The sequence below is a fragment of the Nonomuraea zeae genome, assembly GCF_005889725.1.
Taxonomy (GTDB): domain Bacteria; phylum Actinomycetota; class Actinomycetes; order Streptosporangiales; family Streptosporangiaceae; genus Nonomuraea; species Nonomuraea zeae.
In genome coordinates, this window is sequence record NZ_VCKX01000042.1 from 21357 (window position 1) to 36834 (window position 15478).

Sequence of the window (15478 nt, forward strand, 5' to 3'; positions counted from 1 at the left end):
CCCCCGAACCTACACCTCCACCTTGTACGGCAGGTCGAGCTCATCAGCGCAAACCCCGCGGATCCCCCAGTTGACCTTGGGCATCTCGATGATGGTGATCTCCACGTCTTGGGGGTCGTATCCGGATTTCCGGTAGATCTCCCGGATCAGGGCCCGCTTGGCGTCGTCGCTGCGGCCGGTGAAGCAGACGATCTCGATGATCAGGTAGCCCGGGCCCCGCTGCGGAGCCACGAAGTCGTCCTCGTCCAGGAGCAGGAACCGGTGGAACCGCTTGTCCTCCGGCAGCCCCCACGCCTCGACCAGGCAGGATTGGAGCAGGTCGGAGACCTCTTTCTGGCGCCCCGCCCACACGTCCCTGCGCCCGTACACCTTCACCTGTGCCATGCCCGCCAATATAGGACGTCAAGATAGAAGGCGTGATCCGCATACTTCTGGCCGACGACGAGGCCATGATCCGGGCCGGTGTCCGGGCGATCCTGGCCTCCGACCCGTCGCTGGAGGTGGTGGCCGAGGCGGGCGACGGCAGGCAGGCCGTCGACCTGGCCATCGGGCACCGGCCCGACGTGGCGCTGCTCGACATCCGCATGCCCAGGCTCGACGGCCTGGGGGCGGCGGCCGAGCTGCGCAGGGTCGCGCCGGACACGGCCGTGGTGATGCTGACCACATTCGGGGAGGACGACTACATCGCCAAGGCGCTCGACGTCGGGGCCAGCGGGTTCCTGCTCAAGTCCGGCGACCCGCGCGAGCTGATCGCGGGGATCCACGCGGTGGCCGGCGGGGCCGCCTACCTCTCGCCCACGGTCGCCCAGCGGGTCATCGCCCAGCTCTCCGGCGGCCGGATGGCCAAGGGCGCGCGGGCCCGCGACCGGATAGAGAGGCTCACCGAGCGCGAGCGGGAGGTCCTGGGCCTGGTCGGCGCCGGGATGTCCAACGCGGAGATCGCGCGGGAGATGCACATCGTGGAGGGCACGGTGAAGGCGTACGTGAGCGCCATCCTCACCCGGCTCGGCGTACGCAACCGCGTACAGGCCGCGATCATCGCCTACGAGGCCGGGTTGGTAGCCTGACCCGTGATGTATCGCCTCGTGTTCATGCAGGTCTTGCGACGTTTCGACGCCGAGGCCGTGCACCATCTGACCGTGAGCGCCCTCGCGCTCCTCTCGCGGCTGCCGCTGCTCAAGCGGCTGCTGCATCGGGCGCTCGCGCCGCACGACCCGGCGCTGCGGGTCAGCGCGTTCGGCGTGCACTTCCCAGGGCCGCTCGGGCTGGCCGCCGGCTTCGACAAGGACGCCGCCTGCGCCGAGGGCATCGCCGCGCTCGGCTTCGGCTTCGTCGAGGTCGGCACCATCACCGCGCACGCCCAGCCGGGCAACCCGCGCCCGCGCCTGTTCAGGCAGGTGGGGGAGCGGGCGGTGATCAACAGGATGGGCTTCAACAACGCCGGCGCCGTGGCCGCCGCCCGCAGGCTGCGCCGCACCCGCAGCCTGCCCGTCGTGGTCGGGGTGAACATCGGCAAGACCAAGGTCGTGCCCGAGTCCGAGGCCGTGGCCGACTACGTGGCCGGCGCCAGGACGCTCGCGCCGCTGGCCGACTACCTGGTGGTCAACGTCAGCTCGCCCAACACCCCCGGGCTGCGCAACCTCCAGGCGGTCTCACTCCTGCGGCCGCTGCTCACCGCGGTCAAGGAGGTCGCCGACGGCACGCCCCGGCGCACGCCGCTGCTGGTCAAGATCGCGCCCGACCTCGCGGACGAGGACGTGGACGCGGTCGCCGACCTCGCGGTCGAGCTGGGCCTCGACGGCATCATCGCCACCAACACCACGATCAGGCACAAGGGCGAGACCGGCGGGCTGTCGGGCCGGCCGCTCAAGTCCCGCTCGCTGGAGGTGCTGCGCCGCCTGCGGGCCAAGACCGGCGACCGGCTCACGCTGGTGTCGGCGGGCGGGGTGGAGGACGTCGACGACGTCTGGGAGCGCATCCTCGCGGGCGCGACGCTGGTGCAGGGCTACACCGGCTGGATCTACGGTGGCCCGCTGTGGGCCGCGCGCATCCACCGCCAGCTGGCCCGCCGCGTACGCCGCCACGGCCTCAAGTCGGTCGCCGAGGCCGTCGGCCGCACCGCCTGATCCAGGGCCCCGGCGCCGGGTCGCCGGCGAGCGGCCCGCCCGCTGACGCTCACACGCTCGGTCTGGTCGACTCCGCGCTGTGTGTCATGGCGTCGATGCGGTCCATGACGTCCCTGACCTGGACGCCGCTCGGCCGGTGCGGGCGCCGCCGCTGCCAGGGGTGGGGCCCGGCGAGCGGCCGATATTCCACGCCGATCGCGTCCAGCCGCCCCAGATGCTCCCGCAGCCGCCCGGTGAAGTCGGGGGCGGCCGCGCCGGACCAGGCCACCTCGGCGAGCGCGCAGGCCCGCGGCCACAGGCGGTAGTCCACCGTGCGCGCGTCCGGCACGCGTTCGGTCCAGAGCTGCGCCTGGACACCGATCACGCGCTCGCGCTCCTCCTCGGCCCAGTCCGCCGGCGCGGGCGCGAACGCGGCCACGTCCGCCACCGTGGTCGCGTCGCCGATGGCCATCGGCTCGTCGGCCGAGGCCGCCTCCGCGTAGTCGAAGTACAGCGGGAACACCGGCGTCGCGATCACGTCGTGCCCCGCGGCGGCGGCCCGGCGGCCCACGCCCATGCCGCGCCACGGCATCACCAGCGTGTCCTGCCGCAGCCCGCCGCTGACGAACGCCTCGTCCCACACCACGGCCCTGGAGCCGCGCTCGGCCAGCGCGTCCGCGAGCCGGCGCAGGAACCACGCCTGCAGGTCGTTCGTGGTGGCCAGGCCGAGCGAGTCACGGTAGGCGTTGATCTCCGCCGACTCCGCCCAGTGGTCGAGCACCACCTCGTCGCCGCCGATGTGCACGTACGGGGTCTCGCCCAGCGCCCCGATCACCTCGTCGAAGATCGTGGTCAGGAACTCGACGGTCGGCGGCAGCGGCGACAGGATCGCGGGGGAGATGCCCCACCGGTCCAGCACGTCGTAGCGCTCCCCGGTCGCCCCGAGCGCCGGGTAGGCGGCCAGGATCGCCGACGCGTGCCCGGGCACGTCGATCTCGGGGACGACCGTGACGCAGCGGGAGCGGGCGTAGGCGCCGATCTCCGCCAGGTCCGCGAGCGAGTAGTAGCCGCCGTGCGGCAGGTCGTCGTAGGCGTCCGGCTCCTTGTAGTAGTTGGTCGCCGTCCGCGGCCGGTGGGAGGAGACCTCGTGCAGCAGCGGATAGGCCCTGCTCTCCACCCGCCAGCCCTGGTCGTCCACCAGATGGAGGTGCAGGCGGTTTAGCTTGTGCATCGCCATGAGGTCGATCAGGCGCAGGACCTCCCGCTTGGGGAAGAAGTGCCGCGCCACGTCCAGGTGCAGCCCACGCCAGGCGAACCGGGGCGCGTCCTCGATCCGTACTCCGGGAAGGGGCCAGGCCGCGCCGGTGGAGAACCGGTAGGAGGCGTCGGGCAGCAACTGGTGCAGCGACTGCGCCGCGTAGAACGCCCCCGCCCGCCCGCCGGCCACGATCTCGGCGCCCCGCGAGCCGGTCGTCAAACGGTAGGCCTCAGGGCCGAGCGCGGGATCCCGGCGCACGTCGATGTCGCCGGAGTCGCCGGGACGCAGGTCGAGCGTGGGCAGCGCGAGGCGTACGGCGTCGGCCAGATCGCCGGACACCGTCGCGCCCGAGGTCAGCTCACAAGAGCCGGAAAGATCATTGAGCAGCGCAGGGCGAGGAATCATGGTTTGAGATAGTGCTGCAATCCGTTCGCCAGCGCCACCGCGATCTTCTGCCGGAACTTGGGGTCCTGGAACTTGGCCGCCTCTGCGGCGTTGCGCATGTTGCCGGACTCCAGGAACACCTTCGGCACCGTCGACAGGTTGAGCCCGCCGAGGTCGTTGCGGTAGTCGAGCGCCTTGGTGCCGATGTAGGTGGAGTAGGGCAGGCCCGTGCCCTTGGCGTAGGAGTCGCGGATGGCGATCCCCAGCTTGCTGGAGGCGCCCACGACCTTGTCGACCGGCCCGTTGATCTTCTTGGGCATGATCACGTGGAAGCCGTGGTTGGCCGGTGCGGAGCCGTCGGCGTGCACGGAGATGGCGGCGTCGGCGCGGGCCTTGTTGCCGATCGCGGCCCGCTGGGTGATGCAGGGCCCGACGCTGTCGTTGTCGGACCTGGTCAGCTTCACCTTGGCGCCGCGGCGTTCGAGGATCTTGACCAGGCGCTTGGAGACGTCCCAGGTGAAGGCGGCCTCGGTGTAGCCGTTGTTCGTGGACGTGCCGGTCGTGTCGCAGGCCTTCCACTGGGTCAGCACGTTGACCTTGCGGTTGATGGCCTTCGGGTTGCGGAAGTTGCCGCCGTTGTGGCCGGGGTCGATGACGATGACCTTGCCGTCGAGCGGCTTGGCCTCCGGCGGGGCCTGCTGCGCGGGTGTGCCGGCCGTAGAGGCCTGCGCCGCCGCGGTCGCGGGGGCGGCCTGACCTGCCGCGGCGCCACCGGAGCCGGCGCCGCCGCACGCGGAGGCGATCAGGCCGCAAACGGCGAGGACTGAGGCTGGTAGAGCACGCATGCCGTCCAACCTACGGCAAAGCAGGAGCTCAAGCCCGTCTTATGCCAAGTACGGCGCGTGCGCCGCGCCGTACGCCCTCACCTGGCTCGCGGGCCCCTCACCAGACGTGCTCGCCGACCTCCTGCCGTTCGAGCAGGGCGGCCAGCTCCCGCGCGTCCTCGGCGTCGAGCCCGAGAACGACGCGGGGGCGGCCCCATGGATGATCGAGCGAGTGGGCGACATAGCTGGCGACGGACTCCGCGCCGCCGTCGATGCCCCGTCCCCTGTTCGCTCGCCAGTGCCCCCAGGCGCGCTCTAGCTCGGCCGCGGCGCGCTGGGCGCAGGACACCAATTCCGGATCACGCATGACTGTTCCCCCCGGATCAGATCGTGACCGGACCGAACCGGCCACAATTAGCATGACCCTGACGAGTAAACCGCCGTGAGGCCGCGCCGCCTCACGGCTTGACTCAGGTTTGGCGCTCTCTTAGGCCGGACCCGTGCTCCGTCGCACGATCAGCTCCGGGCGGACCTCCCGCAGGCGCGCGACCTTGGCAGGATCCCCGATCCGGTCGCTGAGCAGCGCGGCGGCCGACCTGCCCATGGCGCGGCGAGGCTGGTCGACAGAGGTCAGCGAGATGTGGCGAGAGGCCGACAGATGCGTGTTGTCGTAGCCGATCACCGAGAGGTCCTCCGGCACGCGCAGGTCCAGCTCGGCGGCGGCGGACAGCACGCCCAGCGCCACCGCGTCGTTGGCCGCGAAGATCGCAGTCGGCCTCGGGTCGCGGGTCAGCAGCGCGAGCGCGGCCTCTCTGCCGCCGTCCTCTGTCGACTCGGCGGCCTCGACCATGATGTACGGCGCCAGCGAGTGCCTGCGCATCGCCACGAGGTAACCCTCGCAGCGTGAGGACCTGGCGCCCTCGATGTGCGCGATCCGCTTGTGGCCGAGCTCGACCAGATGGTCGATGGCCAGGCGGGCGCCGAGCTGGTCGTCGTCGACCACGATGTCGACTCCGTCGAGCTCGATGTCACGTTCCCCTACGACGACGGTCGGGGTGTAGGCGGTGGCCTCGATCAGCGTCTCGCTGGTCGGTGCGATGCCCAGCAGGACCAGCCCGTCGACTCTGAGCTCGAGGAAGGCCTCCACGGCCTCGTCCTCGAACGCCGGGTCCCACTGGCTGTTCCCGATCAGCATGCGCAGCCCGTCGCCGTGCAGGCTCTCCTGCAGACCGTCGAGGAACTCGGCGTAGAACGGATTGTGCAGGTCGGCGACGAGCGCGCCCACCAGGTGTGTACGACCTTCGACCAGGCTCCTCGCGACCGCGTTCGGCCGGTAGCCGAGCTCGCGGGCCGCCTGGAGCACGGCCTGGCGCCGGTGCTCACTCACGTGCGGGGAACCGCGTAGCACGAGTGAGACCAGCGATTTCGAGACGCCGGCTCGCTCGGCGACGTTGCGGATGGTGGGTCTGGGCCGAGGCAGTGCGTCTACCTCTCTGAGCTCAGCGATGGTTGAAGTGTTGACGGGCGGTCCTGACATGTGTCTCCCCCGCGATGCGGAAATGGGCACCTGTCTCACCAAACGATCGAGTCCGCCGCAGGGTACGGGTTACTAACTGATCAACTGAGTCCATCCCGCGATAAGGGGGATATTGACTGGATCGTCACACGTCAGCCCCGGGCACACCGTCGGATACTGTGCAGGTGTGACACCCGGGAAGTCAGCCGAGACGGCACGGCCGGCACGGCGCAGGCTCAGTGTGGACCGACGTCGCGAGGAGCTGATGGCAGCCGCTCTGGAGCTGTTCAGCACACGCGACGCGGAAGATGTCTCGATCGATGACGTGGCCTCGGCGGCCGGCGCCTCGCGGGCCCTGGTCTACCACTACTTCGGTGGCAAGCAGGAGCTCTACGTGGCCGCGCTGAGGAGCGCGGCGGAGCAGCTGGAGTCCCGGCTGCGGCCGCACGAGGGCGGCAGGCCGCTCGACGAGCTGGCCTCCGGGCTCAGGCGGTACTTCGACTTCGTCGAGGAGCACGCGGCCGGTTTCGCCGCATTACTGCGCGGCGGCCCGGCCAACAGGGCGGGCGAGGTCGGCGAGATCGTCGAAGGCGTCCGCCAGCGGCTCTTCCGCCTCATCCAGCGGCAGATGCGCGTGGAGGATCCGAGCCCGGTGCTGCGCACGACCCTGCGGTCGTGGATCGCCTCCGTGGAGACGGCGGGCCTCGACTGGCTGGAGCATCGAGACGTGGAACGATCGACGCTCGAGAAGATGCTCGTCGACCACATGGTGGCGCTGCTGGGCGTGGCCGCGTCCTATGACCCCGACGTGGCCAGGCTGCTGGAGCAGCTCGCGTAGCGAGGCTCAGCGAAGGGGAAGGATGGCGCCGGGCGGGCGGCGCCAACTTTCCCTCACGACATCACGTCGTCACAAGTGGTGGACCGGGCCCCAGTGCGCCTGGTCCACCCTTCAACCCCCCTGAGGTCGGTGACGACCCCTCCGACTACTCCGAGCGCTGCTGCGGAATCCCCGCGAGCAGTGCCCGGACCTCGGTCTCCCGGTAACGCCGATGACCGCCGAGGGTACGAATCGACGTCAACTTGCCCGCCTTGGCCCACCGCGTAACGGTCTTGGGGTCGACCCTGAACATGGTCGCGACCTCAGCGGGCGTGAGCAGTGGCTCGGCCTCGGGTGTACGAGCTGACATTTGTGCGGCCTCTCCTCCGTGTGGACCGGCTTAGCGATCCTGTGACTGCCTTTGCGCGTGTCACGGATGTCCCCCTATGGCGCAGAGCGTGCGGCTTTTCTGAGCCATATGCGGCATCACCCGATGTGACCATACCGCCACGCAGAGCGATTGGCGAGCCCTTCTTTGACCCAACTGCCCGCCCCCATGGCGATGTCACGCTCGGTGATTCTAGCGACACGGTTCGTGGTATCGCAGTGAAAACGGCAAACTACTCAGTTCGCAGAAGAGAGCAGCCGCGAGTCGTGACCTACTCATGCAGGTCAGACGGCCGTATTGGGGTTCAGTTGGCAGATTCCAACTGTTGCATTGACTTCCACCGGAGGATCACCCTCTGGTACATGGCGTAGGCAAGTTCTTCTTGACCCGTGTCCAGCCCCGTCAGAGAGGCCGCGAGCTCCGCCACGGACTGGTCCGCCTGCAACGCGTCGTCGTTCATGAGGTGCACGAGACCGCCGTAGTCGAGCTCCACCAGCGAGTGCGGGTGGAACTCCTCCAGCCACCTCGCGATGTCCTCCACGTCGAAGTTGGACGACACGTCGCCCAGGTGCCTGCGCAGGACGTTGAGCGCACGCGCCGCCCGCCTCCTGGCCTGGGCCATGGAGGTGACATAGATGAGGTTGCGCCCGGTAGCCGTCGTCACGTCCTGTCCTGGGGCGGAGGAGCCGAGCACCAGCCAGCGCTCGTTCCCATCAAACGGCACGAACCACGATGGCGGCACATGCCACGCCGTGGTGCGAATGTGCGTACGCAACGCGGACGAACCGGCCTTCCGCTTGAACTTGTCGAAGTCGTCGGCGGTCTGCTCCGCGATGGCCTTGGGCACGAGGTGGTCCATCACCTTCACGGGAGTGGTGCCACGCAGCCTTGAGAAGGCCAGCCACGAGCGAAGACGGCTCTGCCAGGGACACACGTACAACCGGTCCTCAACACGCCGGAGATAGGCGTTGGGGCTCTCCTGGGCGGGAACGGGTTGAGGGGGCATGCCGAGCAGGCGCATGACGGACTCGCCGTGCTCCGCATTGAGCGCGTTCGCGCGGCGCGGGCGGTCACGGGAGTCGGCGTAGTCGGCCCACACCTTGCGCTCGGACTCGGCGAACGCGGTCAGTGGCTCATAGACGCGGAGGTAGGCGGCATAGGGCAGCACGGAGGCATCGTGTCACGAAGAGCACCTGCATGCACCGTTGTGGCTTACTACGCTGTGAGGTGATCTCCGCCGCAATGGAGCGGTGGACCGGACAGGGAGTCACTACCGTGACCGACGTCTTCGGAGCGTCCCACAAGGACGTCCACGAGCAGGTCGTGTTCTGCGCCGACGAGCAGAGCGGCCTGCGTGCCATCATCGCCATCCACAACACGGCGCTGGGGCCGGCCCTCGGAGGGACCCGGTTCTATCCGTACGAGAGCGAGCAGGCGGCCCTGGCCGACGTGCTCAACCTGGCCAAGGGCATGGCCTACAAGAACGCGCTGGCCGGACTCGACCTGGGCGGCGGCAAGGCCGTCATCCTCGGCGACCCGGCGCGTGACAAGAGCGAGGCGCTGCTGCGCGCCTACGGCAGGTTCGTGCAGTCGCTGGGCGGGCGCTACATCACCGCCTGCGACGTGGGCACCTACAGCGAGGACATGGACATCGTCGGCCGCGAGTCACGCTTCGTGACGGGCCGCACGCTGGCCAACGGCGGGGCGGGCGACTCGTCCATCCTGACGGCCTTCGGGGTGTTCCAGGGCATGCGCGCCTCGGCCGAGCGCGTCTTCGGCACGCCGTCGCTGCACGGCAGGAGAGTCGGCGTCGAAGGCGTCGGCAAGGTGGGCCACCGCCTGGTCGGCCTCCTGCGCGAAGACGGCGCCGAGGTCGTGATCTGCGACGTCGACCCCCGGGCGGTTGAACGCGTACGCGTGCGCCATCCGGAGGTGGACGTGGTGGCCGACGCCCGGGCGCTGGCTTCGGCCGACATCGACGTGTTCGCCCCCTGTGCCCTGGGCGGGGCCCTGGACGACACGGCGGCGGCCACGCTCAAGGCGAAGATCGTCTGCGGCGCGGCCAACAACCAGCTCGCCCACACCGGGGTGGAGAAGCAGCTCGCCGAGCGCGGGATCCTGTACGCGCCCGACTACGTGGTCAATTCGGGAGGTGTGATCCAGGTGGCCGATGAGATCGGCGGTTTCGACATGGAACGAGCCAGATCCAAGGCGGCCCAGATCTACGACACGACTCTGAAGATCTTCGCGATCGCCGCCGACGAGGGCGTTCCTCCGGCGGTCGCAGCGGATAGGCTGGCCGAGCGCAGAATGTCGGAAGTCGGGCGGATTCGGGCCATTTGGCTAGGCCACTGACGCCCCACGCCCATACGACGTACCGAGCTGGGCACAAAACAGGTACGGTAATAGGCGAACGATAGGCTGACGCCCAAAAATCAGGCGGCGTCAGTGTGTGGTGCGTTAGCGACGAGGGGTCGGGGACGACCCCACACGAGGGGGTCGAGCCAATGGGGCGCGGCCGAGCAAAGGCCAAGCAGGTCAAGGTTGCTCGCCAGCTGAAGTACAACAGCGGTGGCACGGATCTTGAACGTCTTCGCGACGAACTCGGGGTCGGAGACCCCAGCCGCAGTGACGACGACGCCGACGACCTCAACGATGAGCTGGCGGATCGCTATGCGGATTACGCCGATGACTATGGCACGGGAGACGACGACGACGGCCGCACTGGCGGCGGTCGCTAGCCGCTCTCCTGGTTGATGTGGCCGAGGGCCCGGTGCCTGCGCCGGATCCTCGCTCACGTTCGTCGGGCCCCACGGGCGACCGTGGGGCTTTCGTCACGTGGCGGCCCTTTTCAGGACGTCACGCGACGGCTTCTCCTGGTGCGTCACGTGGCAGCCGTTCCAGGAAGGCCGAGATGACCGGCGCGATCTCGGGCAGTTTCTCCTCCAGCGCGAAGTGTCCCGTGTCCCACACGTGCACCTCCGCCTCCGGCACGTCCCGCGTGTAGGCGTGCGCGCCGGGCTCCAGGAAGATCGCATCCCCTCGCCCCCACAGCACCAGCGTGGGCGGCCGGTGCTCGCGCAGCCACTCCTGCCAGGCGGGATAGAGCTCCAGGTTGGACCTGTAGTCCAGGGCGAGTGCGAGCTGCGCCTCCTTGCGGCCGGGCAGGTCGAGGAAGTGCTGGTCGAGCGTCCAGCCGTCGGGCGCGATCAGCGACGGGTCGGTGGCGCCCGTCTCGTACTGGCCGCGCGTGACCGGCAGCGTGAACAGGTCGTGCAGGTCCTCGGCCCGCGCGTGGACGGTCTGCCAGGCGGTCTCGGAGAGCCCTTCGGTGTAGGCGTTGGCGTTCTGGACGATCAGCGCGGAGATCCACTCGGGGTGCCGCCGCGCCAGCCGGAACCCGACCGGGCCGCCGAAGTCGAAGGCGTACAGCACGAACCGCCCGAGCCCGGCCCGCTCCACGAATCCCCCGATGACGTCGGCGAGCCGCTCGAAGGAGTAGCGGAAGCCGTCGGGCGTCCGCGTGTGCCCGAACCCTGGATAGTCCGGCGCGATCAGCCGGTGGCGGTCGCCCAGGGTCTCCATGAGCCGCCGGTACTGGTGCGAGGCCGACGGGAACCCGTGCAGCAGCAGCACCGGCACCCCGTCCGCCGGCCCGGTCTCCCGGTAGAAGACCTGCACCCCCTCGACGTCCATGAACCCGTGCCTGATCTCCATCGCCACATCCCTTTCAGCGGAAAAGATGCATTAGTTATAGCGAAACGCACCTAATGCGTCAACAACTGGATGTACCGTTAGGTCCATGGAGTTACTGACGGGAGAGCCCCTCGCGCTGGATCTGGTCAACACGCGCGCCAACACCCCTTCGGGGGCCGAATACGACGCGCTCGCCACGTCCGGCACGTTCCAATCCTGGCTGGCGAAGCAGTCGGGCCGCCTCGCCGCGCCCGGGCGCCCGCTCACCCGCGCCGACCTGGCGGCGCTCCGCGAGCTGCGCGGCCACGTGGAGTCGGCCCTGGACGCGGTACGCCAGGCCGTGCCCGCGCCCGCTGAGGCGATCGCCGCGCTCAACGAGGCGCTGAAAGCCGCGCCGTCCTACTCCTACCTGGAGGCCAGGGGCGCGGTCCTGGCCGGCGGCACCCGCAGGGACGGCAGCGATCTGGACCGCCTGCGCACCCAGCTCGCCGAAGCAGCCCTGGCCCTGCTCACGGACCCGGGCGTGGGCAAGGTGCGCCAGTGCGAGGCGCCGCAGTGCCGGATGCTCTTCCTGCCGGCGCACCCGAGGCGCCGCTGGTGCTCACCCGAGCTCTGCGGCAACCGGATCCGCGTGGCGCGCTACTACCAGCGCCACAAGCCGACCGCCTGACCGCCCGGGGTCACCGGTAGCGGGCCTCGCCGTCACCCGGGACGACCTCGCCCAGCACCCACGCGTCCAGCCCCCGGCCGGCCAGCAGCCGGATCGCCTCGTCGGCCGACTCGGGCGCCACCAGGGCCACCATCCCGACCCCGAGGTTGAACGTGCGGTCCATGTCCCGCTGGGCGATCTCGCCGTGGCCCGCCAGCACCCCGAAGATCGCGGGCGGGGTCCAGGACGAGCGGTCCAGCAGCGCGTCCAGGTGGCCGGGCAGCGACCTGGACAGGTTGCCCTCCAGCCCGCCGCCGGTGACGTGCGCGTAGGCGTGCACCTCGACCTTGCGGGCCAGCTCCAGGCAGTCGAGCGAGTAGATGCGCGTGGGCTCCAGCAGCTCCTCGCCCAGCGGCCGCCCCAGCTCGGGCAGCACGGCGTCGAGGGACAGCGAGGACTCGCGCAGCACGTGCCGCACCAGCGAGTAGCCGTTGGAGTGGATCCCCGAGGACGCCAGGCCCAGCACCACGTCACCGGCCGCCACCTTGGACGGCCCGAGCATGTCGGCGGCCTCCACGACGCCCGTGCCGGCGCCGGCCAGATCGTATTCGTCCGGCCCCATGGCCCCGGGGTGCTCGGCAGTCTCGCCGCCCACCAGCGCGGCCCCGGCCAGGCGGCAGCCCTCGGCGACCCCGCCGACGATCTCGGCGATGCGCTCGGGGACGACCTTGCCGCAGGCGATGTAGTCGGTCATGAACAGCGGCTCGGCGCCGCACACCACGAGGTCGTCGAGGACCATGCCGACCAGGTCGATGCCGATCGTGTCGTGCTTGCCGTACTGCTGGGCGATCATGACCTTGGTGCCGACGCCGTCGGTGGAGGAGGCGAGCAGCGGCCGCTGGTAGCGCAGCAGGGCCGAGGCGTCGAACAGGCCGGCGAACCCGCTGACGTCGTCCACCACCTCGGGCCTGCGGGAGCGCGCCACCTTGTCCTTCATCAGGGCGACGGCGCGTTCGCCGGCCTCGATGTCCACACCGGCGGCCTCGTAGGTGTTGCGATTGCTCACGCCTTGGTCTCCAACACGAACTTGCCGACGTTGTCCTGGTCGATCGGGATGGGGTAGGTGCCGGTGAAACAGGCCCTGCAGAGCTTGTCGCCCGGGATGGTGGTGGCCTTGGTGAGGCCCTCCAGGGAGATGTAGCCGAGCGAGTCGGCGCCCAGCGAGGCCCTGATCTCCTCGACCGTCAGCGAGCCCGCGATCAGCTCCGCCCTGGTGGCGAAGTCGATGCCGTAGAAGCACGGCCAGGCCACGGGCGGCGAGGAGATGCGTACGTGCACCTCGCGCGCTCCCGCCTCGCGCAGCATCTTGACGATGGCGCGCTGCGTGTTGCCGCGCACGATCGAGTCGTCCACCACGACCAGGCGCTTGCCCTGCACGACCTCCCGCAGGGGGTTGAGCTTGAGCCGGATGCCGAGCTGGCGGATCGTCTGCGAGGGCTGGATGAACGTGCGGCCCACGTAGGAGTTCTTCACCAGGCCCTGGCCGTAGGGGATCCCGCTCTCCTCGGCGTAGCCGACGGCGGCGGGGGTGCCCGACTCGGGCGTCGGGATGACCAGGTCGGCCTCCACGGGGTGCTCGCGGGCCAGCACCCGGCCGACCTCGACCCTGGTGACCTGCACGCCGCGCCCCGCGATGGTGGTGTCGGGGCGGGCGAGGTAGACGTACTCGAACAGGCAGCCCTTCGGCTCCGCCAGCGCGAACCTGCGCGACCTGACGCCGCGCTCGTCGATGGTGAGCAGCTCGCCCGGCTCGATCTCGCGGACGAACGTGGCGCCCACGATGTCGAGCGCGGCCGTCTCCGAGGCCACCACCCAGCCGCGCTCCAGGCGGCCGAGGACCATCGGGCGGATGCCCTGCGGGTCACGGGCGGCGTAGAGCGTCTTCTCGTCCATGAAGACCAGCGAATAGGCGCCCTTGACCTGCGGCAGCAGCTCCGCGGCCGAGTCTTCGATGGAGCGGGTGCGGTCCTGGGCGAGGAGCGTGGTGAGCACCTCGGTGTCGGTGGTCGCCCTGGTGGAGCCCGGAGCCAGGCGCTGGGCCAGCTCCGGAGTGTTGATCAGATTGCCGTTGTGGGCCAGTGCGAGACCGCCGACGTCGGTGGAGCTGAGCGTCGGCTGAGCGTTCTCCCACACACTCGACCCGGTCGTGGAGTAGCGGCAGTGCCCGACGGCCAGGTGGCCGCGCAGGGTGCCGAGCACGGACTCGTCGAAGACCTGGGCGACCAGACCCATGTCCTTGTAGACGAGGATGCGGCTCCCCTCGCTGACCGCGATGCCCGCGGACTCCTGGCCGCGGTGCTGCAACGCGTACAGCCCGTAGTAGGTGAGTTTGGAAACTTCCTCGCCTGGGGCCCAGACGCCGAAGACGCCACAGGCGTCTTTAGGTGCGCGGTCGTGGGGGTCCAGATCATGGCCGAGCCGGCCGTCGCCCTTCAGCACATGCCTCAGTCTAGGTCGAGGGCTTCCGTGCTCGCGCACCCGGGTGCGAGATCAGAGGGCGTGGGCTGACCTGCCCGCATTGGAGCCGTCGCGGATGATCTCTCCGGTGAGGTTGCGGTTGGCCCCCGAACCGAGGAAGACGATCAGCGCCGCCATGTCGTCCGCCGTCGAGAGCCGGCGGGTGGGCGTGCGGGCGGCGAGCCCGTCCAGGACCTCCTGCGGGATCGGGCGTTGCGCGCCCGTGATGGTGAGCCCGGCCACCGCCACGTTGACCAGGATGCCGTCCTTGCCCGCCTCCCACGCCAGGGCGCGGGCCATCCCGTGCAGGGCCATCTTGGCGGTCCCGTACGGCCCGGGCCCCGGCACGCCCTCCTCGGCGATCCCCGAGGAGACGAACACGATCCGCCCCCATCCCGCGCGCCGCATCCCGGGCAGCACGGCCTGGACCAGCAGGGCGTTGCCGACCACGTTGGCGTGCATGGCGGCCGACCACTCGGCGGCCGGCACCTCCTCGAACGCGACGCTGCCCGGCATGACCTCCCCCCAGCGCACGGCGTTGGCCACGAGCGCGTCCACCGGCCCCGCCTGGGCCGCGGCGGGCGCGATGGTCGAGTGGTCCGACAGATCCAGGTGCACGGCCGCCGCCTCGCCGCCCGCCTCCTCGATCCGCTTGACGATCTCGGCCGCGCGGTCCGCGCCCGTGTTGTAGGTGATCGTGACGCGGGCGCCGGTGGCGGCGTACGCGAGCGCGGTCGCGGCGCCTATGCCCGACGAGCCGCCGGTGATCAGCACGTGCATGGGTTTCACTCCTTGATTAGCCGACTAATTAGCCAGCTAACTTGAGGGGCGGCCTTGAGCGCAAGCCGTTTTCGCTTGTAGTGAAAAGGGGCGGCTCAGCGGGGGATGGCCCGCACCAGGCGGGCGAGCAGGTCGCGTTCGGCGGCGTCGAAGCCGCTCACGAGGTCCTCGTCCATCTTGGCCCAGATCGCCTCGACCGGCTCGCGCAGCGCCTTGCCGGTCTCGGTGAGGTGGACGCGGCCCACGCGCGGCCGGTCGGGGTCGGGGGCGCGGTAGACGATGCCCGCCCGTTCCAGGCGCTGCAGCGTCTTGGTGACGGTCGGCGGCTCCACGCCCAGCCTGGCGATGAGCTCGCCCTGGGTGAGGCCGTCCTCCTTCCAGAGCTGGTTGAGCAGCAGCTCCTGCCCGACGTGCAGGCCGAGCGGGACCAGCGCCGCGGCCAGCTGGTTGCGGTGCGTCTTGACCACCTTGATCAGCGCGTACGTCAGGGTCTCGTCCAGCATGCACTCATCTTGCCCGCCGCCTGCCGCTTTGGCGCATGGTG

Annotated in this window: 18 protein-coding genes; 6 read left to right on the forward strand and 12 right to left on the reverse strand. The window is 70.1% G+C overall.

Going from position 1 to position 15478, the window contains the following annotated elements:
* Positions 1-9: 9 nt before the first annotated feature.
* Positions 10-384, reverse strand: coding sequence for a tautomerase family protein (locus ETD85_RS16125; protein WP_138690518.1), 375 nt, complete (start codon positions 382-384; stop codon positions 10-12).
* A 32-nt stretch (positions 385-416) separates the two neighbouring features.
* Between ETD85_RS16125 and ETD85_RS16130 the strand changes: the two genes are divergently transcribed.
* On the forward strand, positions 417-1067 hold the full coding sequence (locus ETD85_RS16130; protein ID WP_138690519.1) for a response regulator: 651 nt from the start codon (positions 417-419) through the stop codon (positions 1065-1067).
* A 6-nt stretch (positions 1068-1073) separates the two neighbouring features.
* On the forward strand, positions 1074-2126 hold the full coding sequence (locus tag ETD85_RS16135) for a quinone-dependent dihydroorotate dehydrogenase (protein ID WP_206058342.1): 1053 nt from the start codon (positions 1074-1076) through the stop codon (positions 2124-2126).
* Positions 2127-2175: 49 nt separating this feature from the next.
* Here the strand turns inward: ETD85_RS16135 and ETD85_RS16140 are convergent, their stop codons facing one another.
* From ETD85_RS16140 to ETD85_RS16155, 4 genes are all read right to left on the reverse strand, one after another.
* Positions 2176-3768 (reverse strand): beta-N-acetylhexosaminidase, encoded by a 1593-nt coding sequence (locus ETD85_RS16140; protein WP_138690521.1) that lies wholly within the window; start codon positions 3766-3768, stop codon positions 2176-2178.
* Positions 3765-4592 (reverse strand): N-acetylmuramoyl-L-alanine amidase, encoded by an 828-nt coding sequence (locus tag ETD85_RS16145; protein ID WP_138690522.1) that lies wholly within the window; start codon positions 4590-4592, stop codon positions 3765-3767. The genes ETD85_RS16140 and ETD85_RS16145 overlap by 4 nt, the downstream gene beginning before the upstream one ends.
* Positions 4593-4689: 97 nt before the next feature.
* Positions 4690-4938, reverse strand: a complete 249-nt coding sequence (locus tag ETD85_RS16150) for a hypothetical protein (RefSeq protein ID WP_138690523.1) — start codon at positions 4936-4938, stop codon at positions 4690-4692.
* 120 nt (positions 4939-5058) lie between these two features.
* Positions 5059-6108 (reverse strand): LacI family DNA-binding transcriptional regulator, encoded by a 1050-nt coding sequence (locus ETD85_RS16155; protein WP_379507122.1) that lies wholly within the window; start codon positions 6106-6108, stop codon positions 5059-5061.
* 244 nt (positions 6109-6352) lie between these two features.
* Between ETD85_RS16155 and ETD85_RS16160 the strand changes: the two genes are divergently transcribed.
* Entirely contained in the window at positions 6353-6925 is a 573-nt protein-coding gene (locus ETD85_RS16160; protein ID WP_138690524.1) for a TetR/AcrR family transcriptional regulator, read from the forward strand.
* Positions 6926-7070: 145 nt separating this feature from the next.
* On the opposite strand, the gene bldC is transcribed toward ETD85_RS16160, so the two are convergent.
* On the reverse strand, positions 7071-7274 hold the full coding sequence (gene bldC, locus ETD85_RS16165) for a developmental transcriptional regulator BldC (RefSeq protein WP_013133571.1): 204 nt from the start codon (positions 7272-7274) through the stop codon (positions 7071-7073).
* Between the two features lie 322 nt (positions 7275-7596).
* Positions 7597-8460: a DUF8083 family protein gene (locus tag ETD85_RS16170; RefSeq protein ID WP_138690525.1), complete on the reverse strand. Its 864-nt coding sequence runs from the start codon at positions 8458-8460 to the stop codon at positions 7597-7599.
* A 107-nt stretch (positions 8461-8567) separates the two neighbouring features.
* Here ETD85_RS16170 and ETD85_RS16175 point away from each other — a divergent pair, with 107 nt between their 5' ends.
* Together ETD85_RS16175 and ETD85_RS16180 are read left to right on the forward strand one after the other, a co-directional pair.
* Positions 8568-9647 carry a Glu/Leu/Phe/Val family dehydrogenase gene (locus ETD85_RS16175; RefSeq protein WP_138690526.1) on the forward strand — a complete coding sequence of 360 codons (1080 nt, stop codon included), beginning with the start codon at positions 8568-8570 and terminating at the stop codon, positions 9645-9647.
* A 152-nt stretch (positions 9648-9799) separates the two neighbouring features.
* Positions 9800-10033 (forward strand): DUF3073 domain-containing protein, encoded by a 234-nt coding sequence (locus ETD85_RS16180; RefSeq protein WP_138690527.1) that lies wholly within the window; start codon positions 9800-9802, stop codon positions 10031-10033.
* Between the two features lie 118 nt (positions 10034-10151).
* On the opposite strand, the gene ETD85_RS16185 is transcribed toward ETD85_RS16180, so the two are convergent.
* On the reverse strand, positions 10152-11009 hold the full coding sequence (locus tag ETD85_RS16185; protein WP_138690528.1) for an alpha/beta fold hydrolase: 858 nt from the start codon (positions 11007-11009) through the stop codon (positions 10152-10154).
* 85 nt (positions 11010-11094) lie between these two features.
* Between ETD85_RS16185 and ETD85_RS16190 the strand changes: the two genes are divergently transcribed.
* Positions 11095-11658 (forward strand): CGNR zinc finger domain-containing protein, encoded by a 564-nt coding sequence (locus tag ETD85_RS16190; protein ID WP_138690529.1) that lies wholly within the window; start codon positions 11095-11097, stop codon positions 11656-11658.
* A gap of 10 nt (positions 11659-11668) precedes the next feature.
* Here the strand turns inward: ETD85_RS16190 and purM are convergent, their stop codons facing one another.
* The 4 genes from purM to ETD85_RS63140 all read right to left on the reverse strand — a co-directional run bounded on the left by purM (position 11669) and on the right by ETD85_RS63140 (position 15437).
* Positions 11669-12703, reverse strand: coding sequence for a phosphoribosylformylglycinamidine cyclo-ligase (purM, locus tag ETD85_RS16195; protein ID WP_138690530.1), 1035 nt, complete (start codon positions 12701-12703; stop codon positions 11669-11671).
* A complete protein-coding gene (gene purF / locus ETD85_RS16200) occupies positions 12700-14136 on the reverse strand; it encodes an amidophosphoribosyltransferase (protein WP_138690531.1) in 1437 nt (478 codons plus the stop codon). The genes purM and purF overlap by 4 nt, the downstream gene beginning before the upstream one ends.
* Before the next feature lie 51 nt (positions 14137-14187).
* Complete coding sequence (locus ETD85_RS16205) at positions 14188-14934, reverse strand: SDR family NAD(P)-dependent oxidoreductase (RefSeq protein ID WP_138690532.1); 747 nt, start codon at positions 14932-14934, stop codon at positions 14188-14190.
* Between the two features lie 95 nt (positions 14935-15029).
* On the reverse strand, positions 15030-15437 hold the full coding sequence (locus tag ETD85_RS63140; protein WP_170246707.1) for a MarR family winged helix-turn-helix transcriptional regulator: 408 nt from the start codon (positions 15435-15437) through the stop codon (positions 15030-15032).
* Between the last annotated feature and the right edge of the window lie 41 nt (positions 15438-15478).

Excerpts from the sequence above, each read along its gene's own strand:
- ETD85_RS16140 (WP_138690521.1), bottom strand. The coding sequence starts at position 3,768 with ATGATTCCTCGCCCTGCGCTGCTCAATGATCTTTCCGGCTCTTGTGAG.
- ETD85_RS16125 (WP_138690518.1), bottom strand. The coding sequence starts at position 384 with ATGGCACAGGTGAAGGTGTACGGGCGCAGGGACGTGTGGGCGGGGCGC.
- ETD85_RS16135 (WP_206058342.1), top strand. The coding sequence starts at position 1,074 with ATGTATCGCCTCGTGTTCATGCAGGTCTTGCGACGTTTCGACGCCGAG.
- ETD85_RS16145 (WP_138690522.1), bottom strand. The coding sequence starts at position 4,592 with ATGCGTGCTCTACCAGCCTCAGTCCTCGCCGTTTGCGGCCTGATCGCC.
- bldC (WP_013133571.1), bottom strand. The coding sequence starts at position 7,274 with ATGTCAGCTCGTACACCCGAGGCCGAGCCACTGCTCACGCCCGCTGAG.
- ETD85_RS16150 (WP_138690523.1), bottom strand. The coding sequence starts at position 4,938 with ATGCGTGATCCGGAATTGGTGTCCTGCGCCCAGCGCGCCGCGGCCGAG.
- ETD85_RS16180 (WP_138690527.1), top strand. The coding sequence starts at position 9,800 with ATGGGGCGCGGCCGAGCAAAGGCCAAGCAGGTCAAGGTTGCTCGCCAG.
- ETD85_RS16160 (WP_138690524.1), top strand. The coding sequence starts at position 6,353 with ATGGCAGCCGCTCTGGAGCTGTTCAGCACACGCGACGCGGAAGATGTC.
- ETD85_RS16185 (WP_138690528.1), bottom strand. The coding sequence starts at position 11,009 with ATGGAGATCAGGCACGGGTTCATGGACGTCGAGGGGGTGCAGGTCTTC.
- ETD85_RS16190 (WP_138690529.1), top strand. The coding sequence starts at position 11,095 with ATGGAGTTACTGACGGGAGAGCCCCTCGCGCTGGATCTGGTCAACACG.
- ETD85_RS63140 (WP_170246707.1), bottom strand. The coding sequence starts at position 15,437 with ATGCTGGACGAGACCCTGACGTACGCGCTGATCAAGGTGGTCAAGACG.
- ETD85_RS16155 (WP_379507122.1), bottom strand. The coding sequence starts at position 6,108 with ATGTCAGGACCGCCCGTCAACACTTCAACCATCGCTGAGCTCAGAGAG.
- ETD85_RS16205 (WP_138690532.1), bottom strand. The coding sequence starts at position 14,934 with ATGCACGTGCTGATCACCGGCGGCTCGTCGGGCATAGGCGCCGCGACC.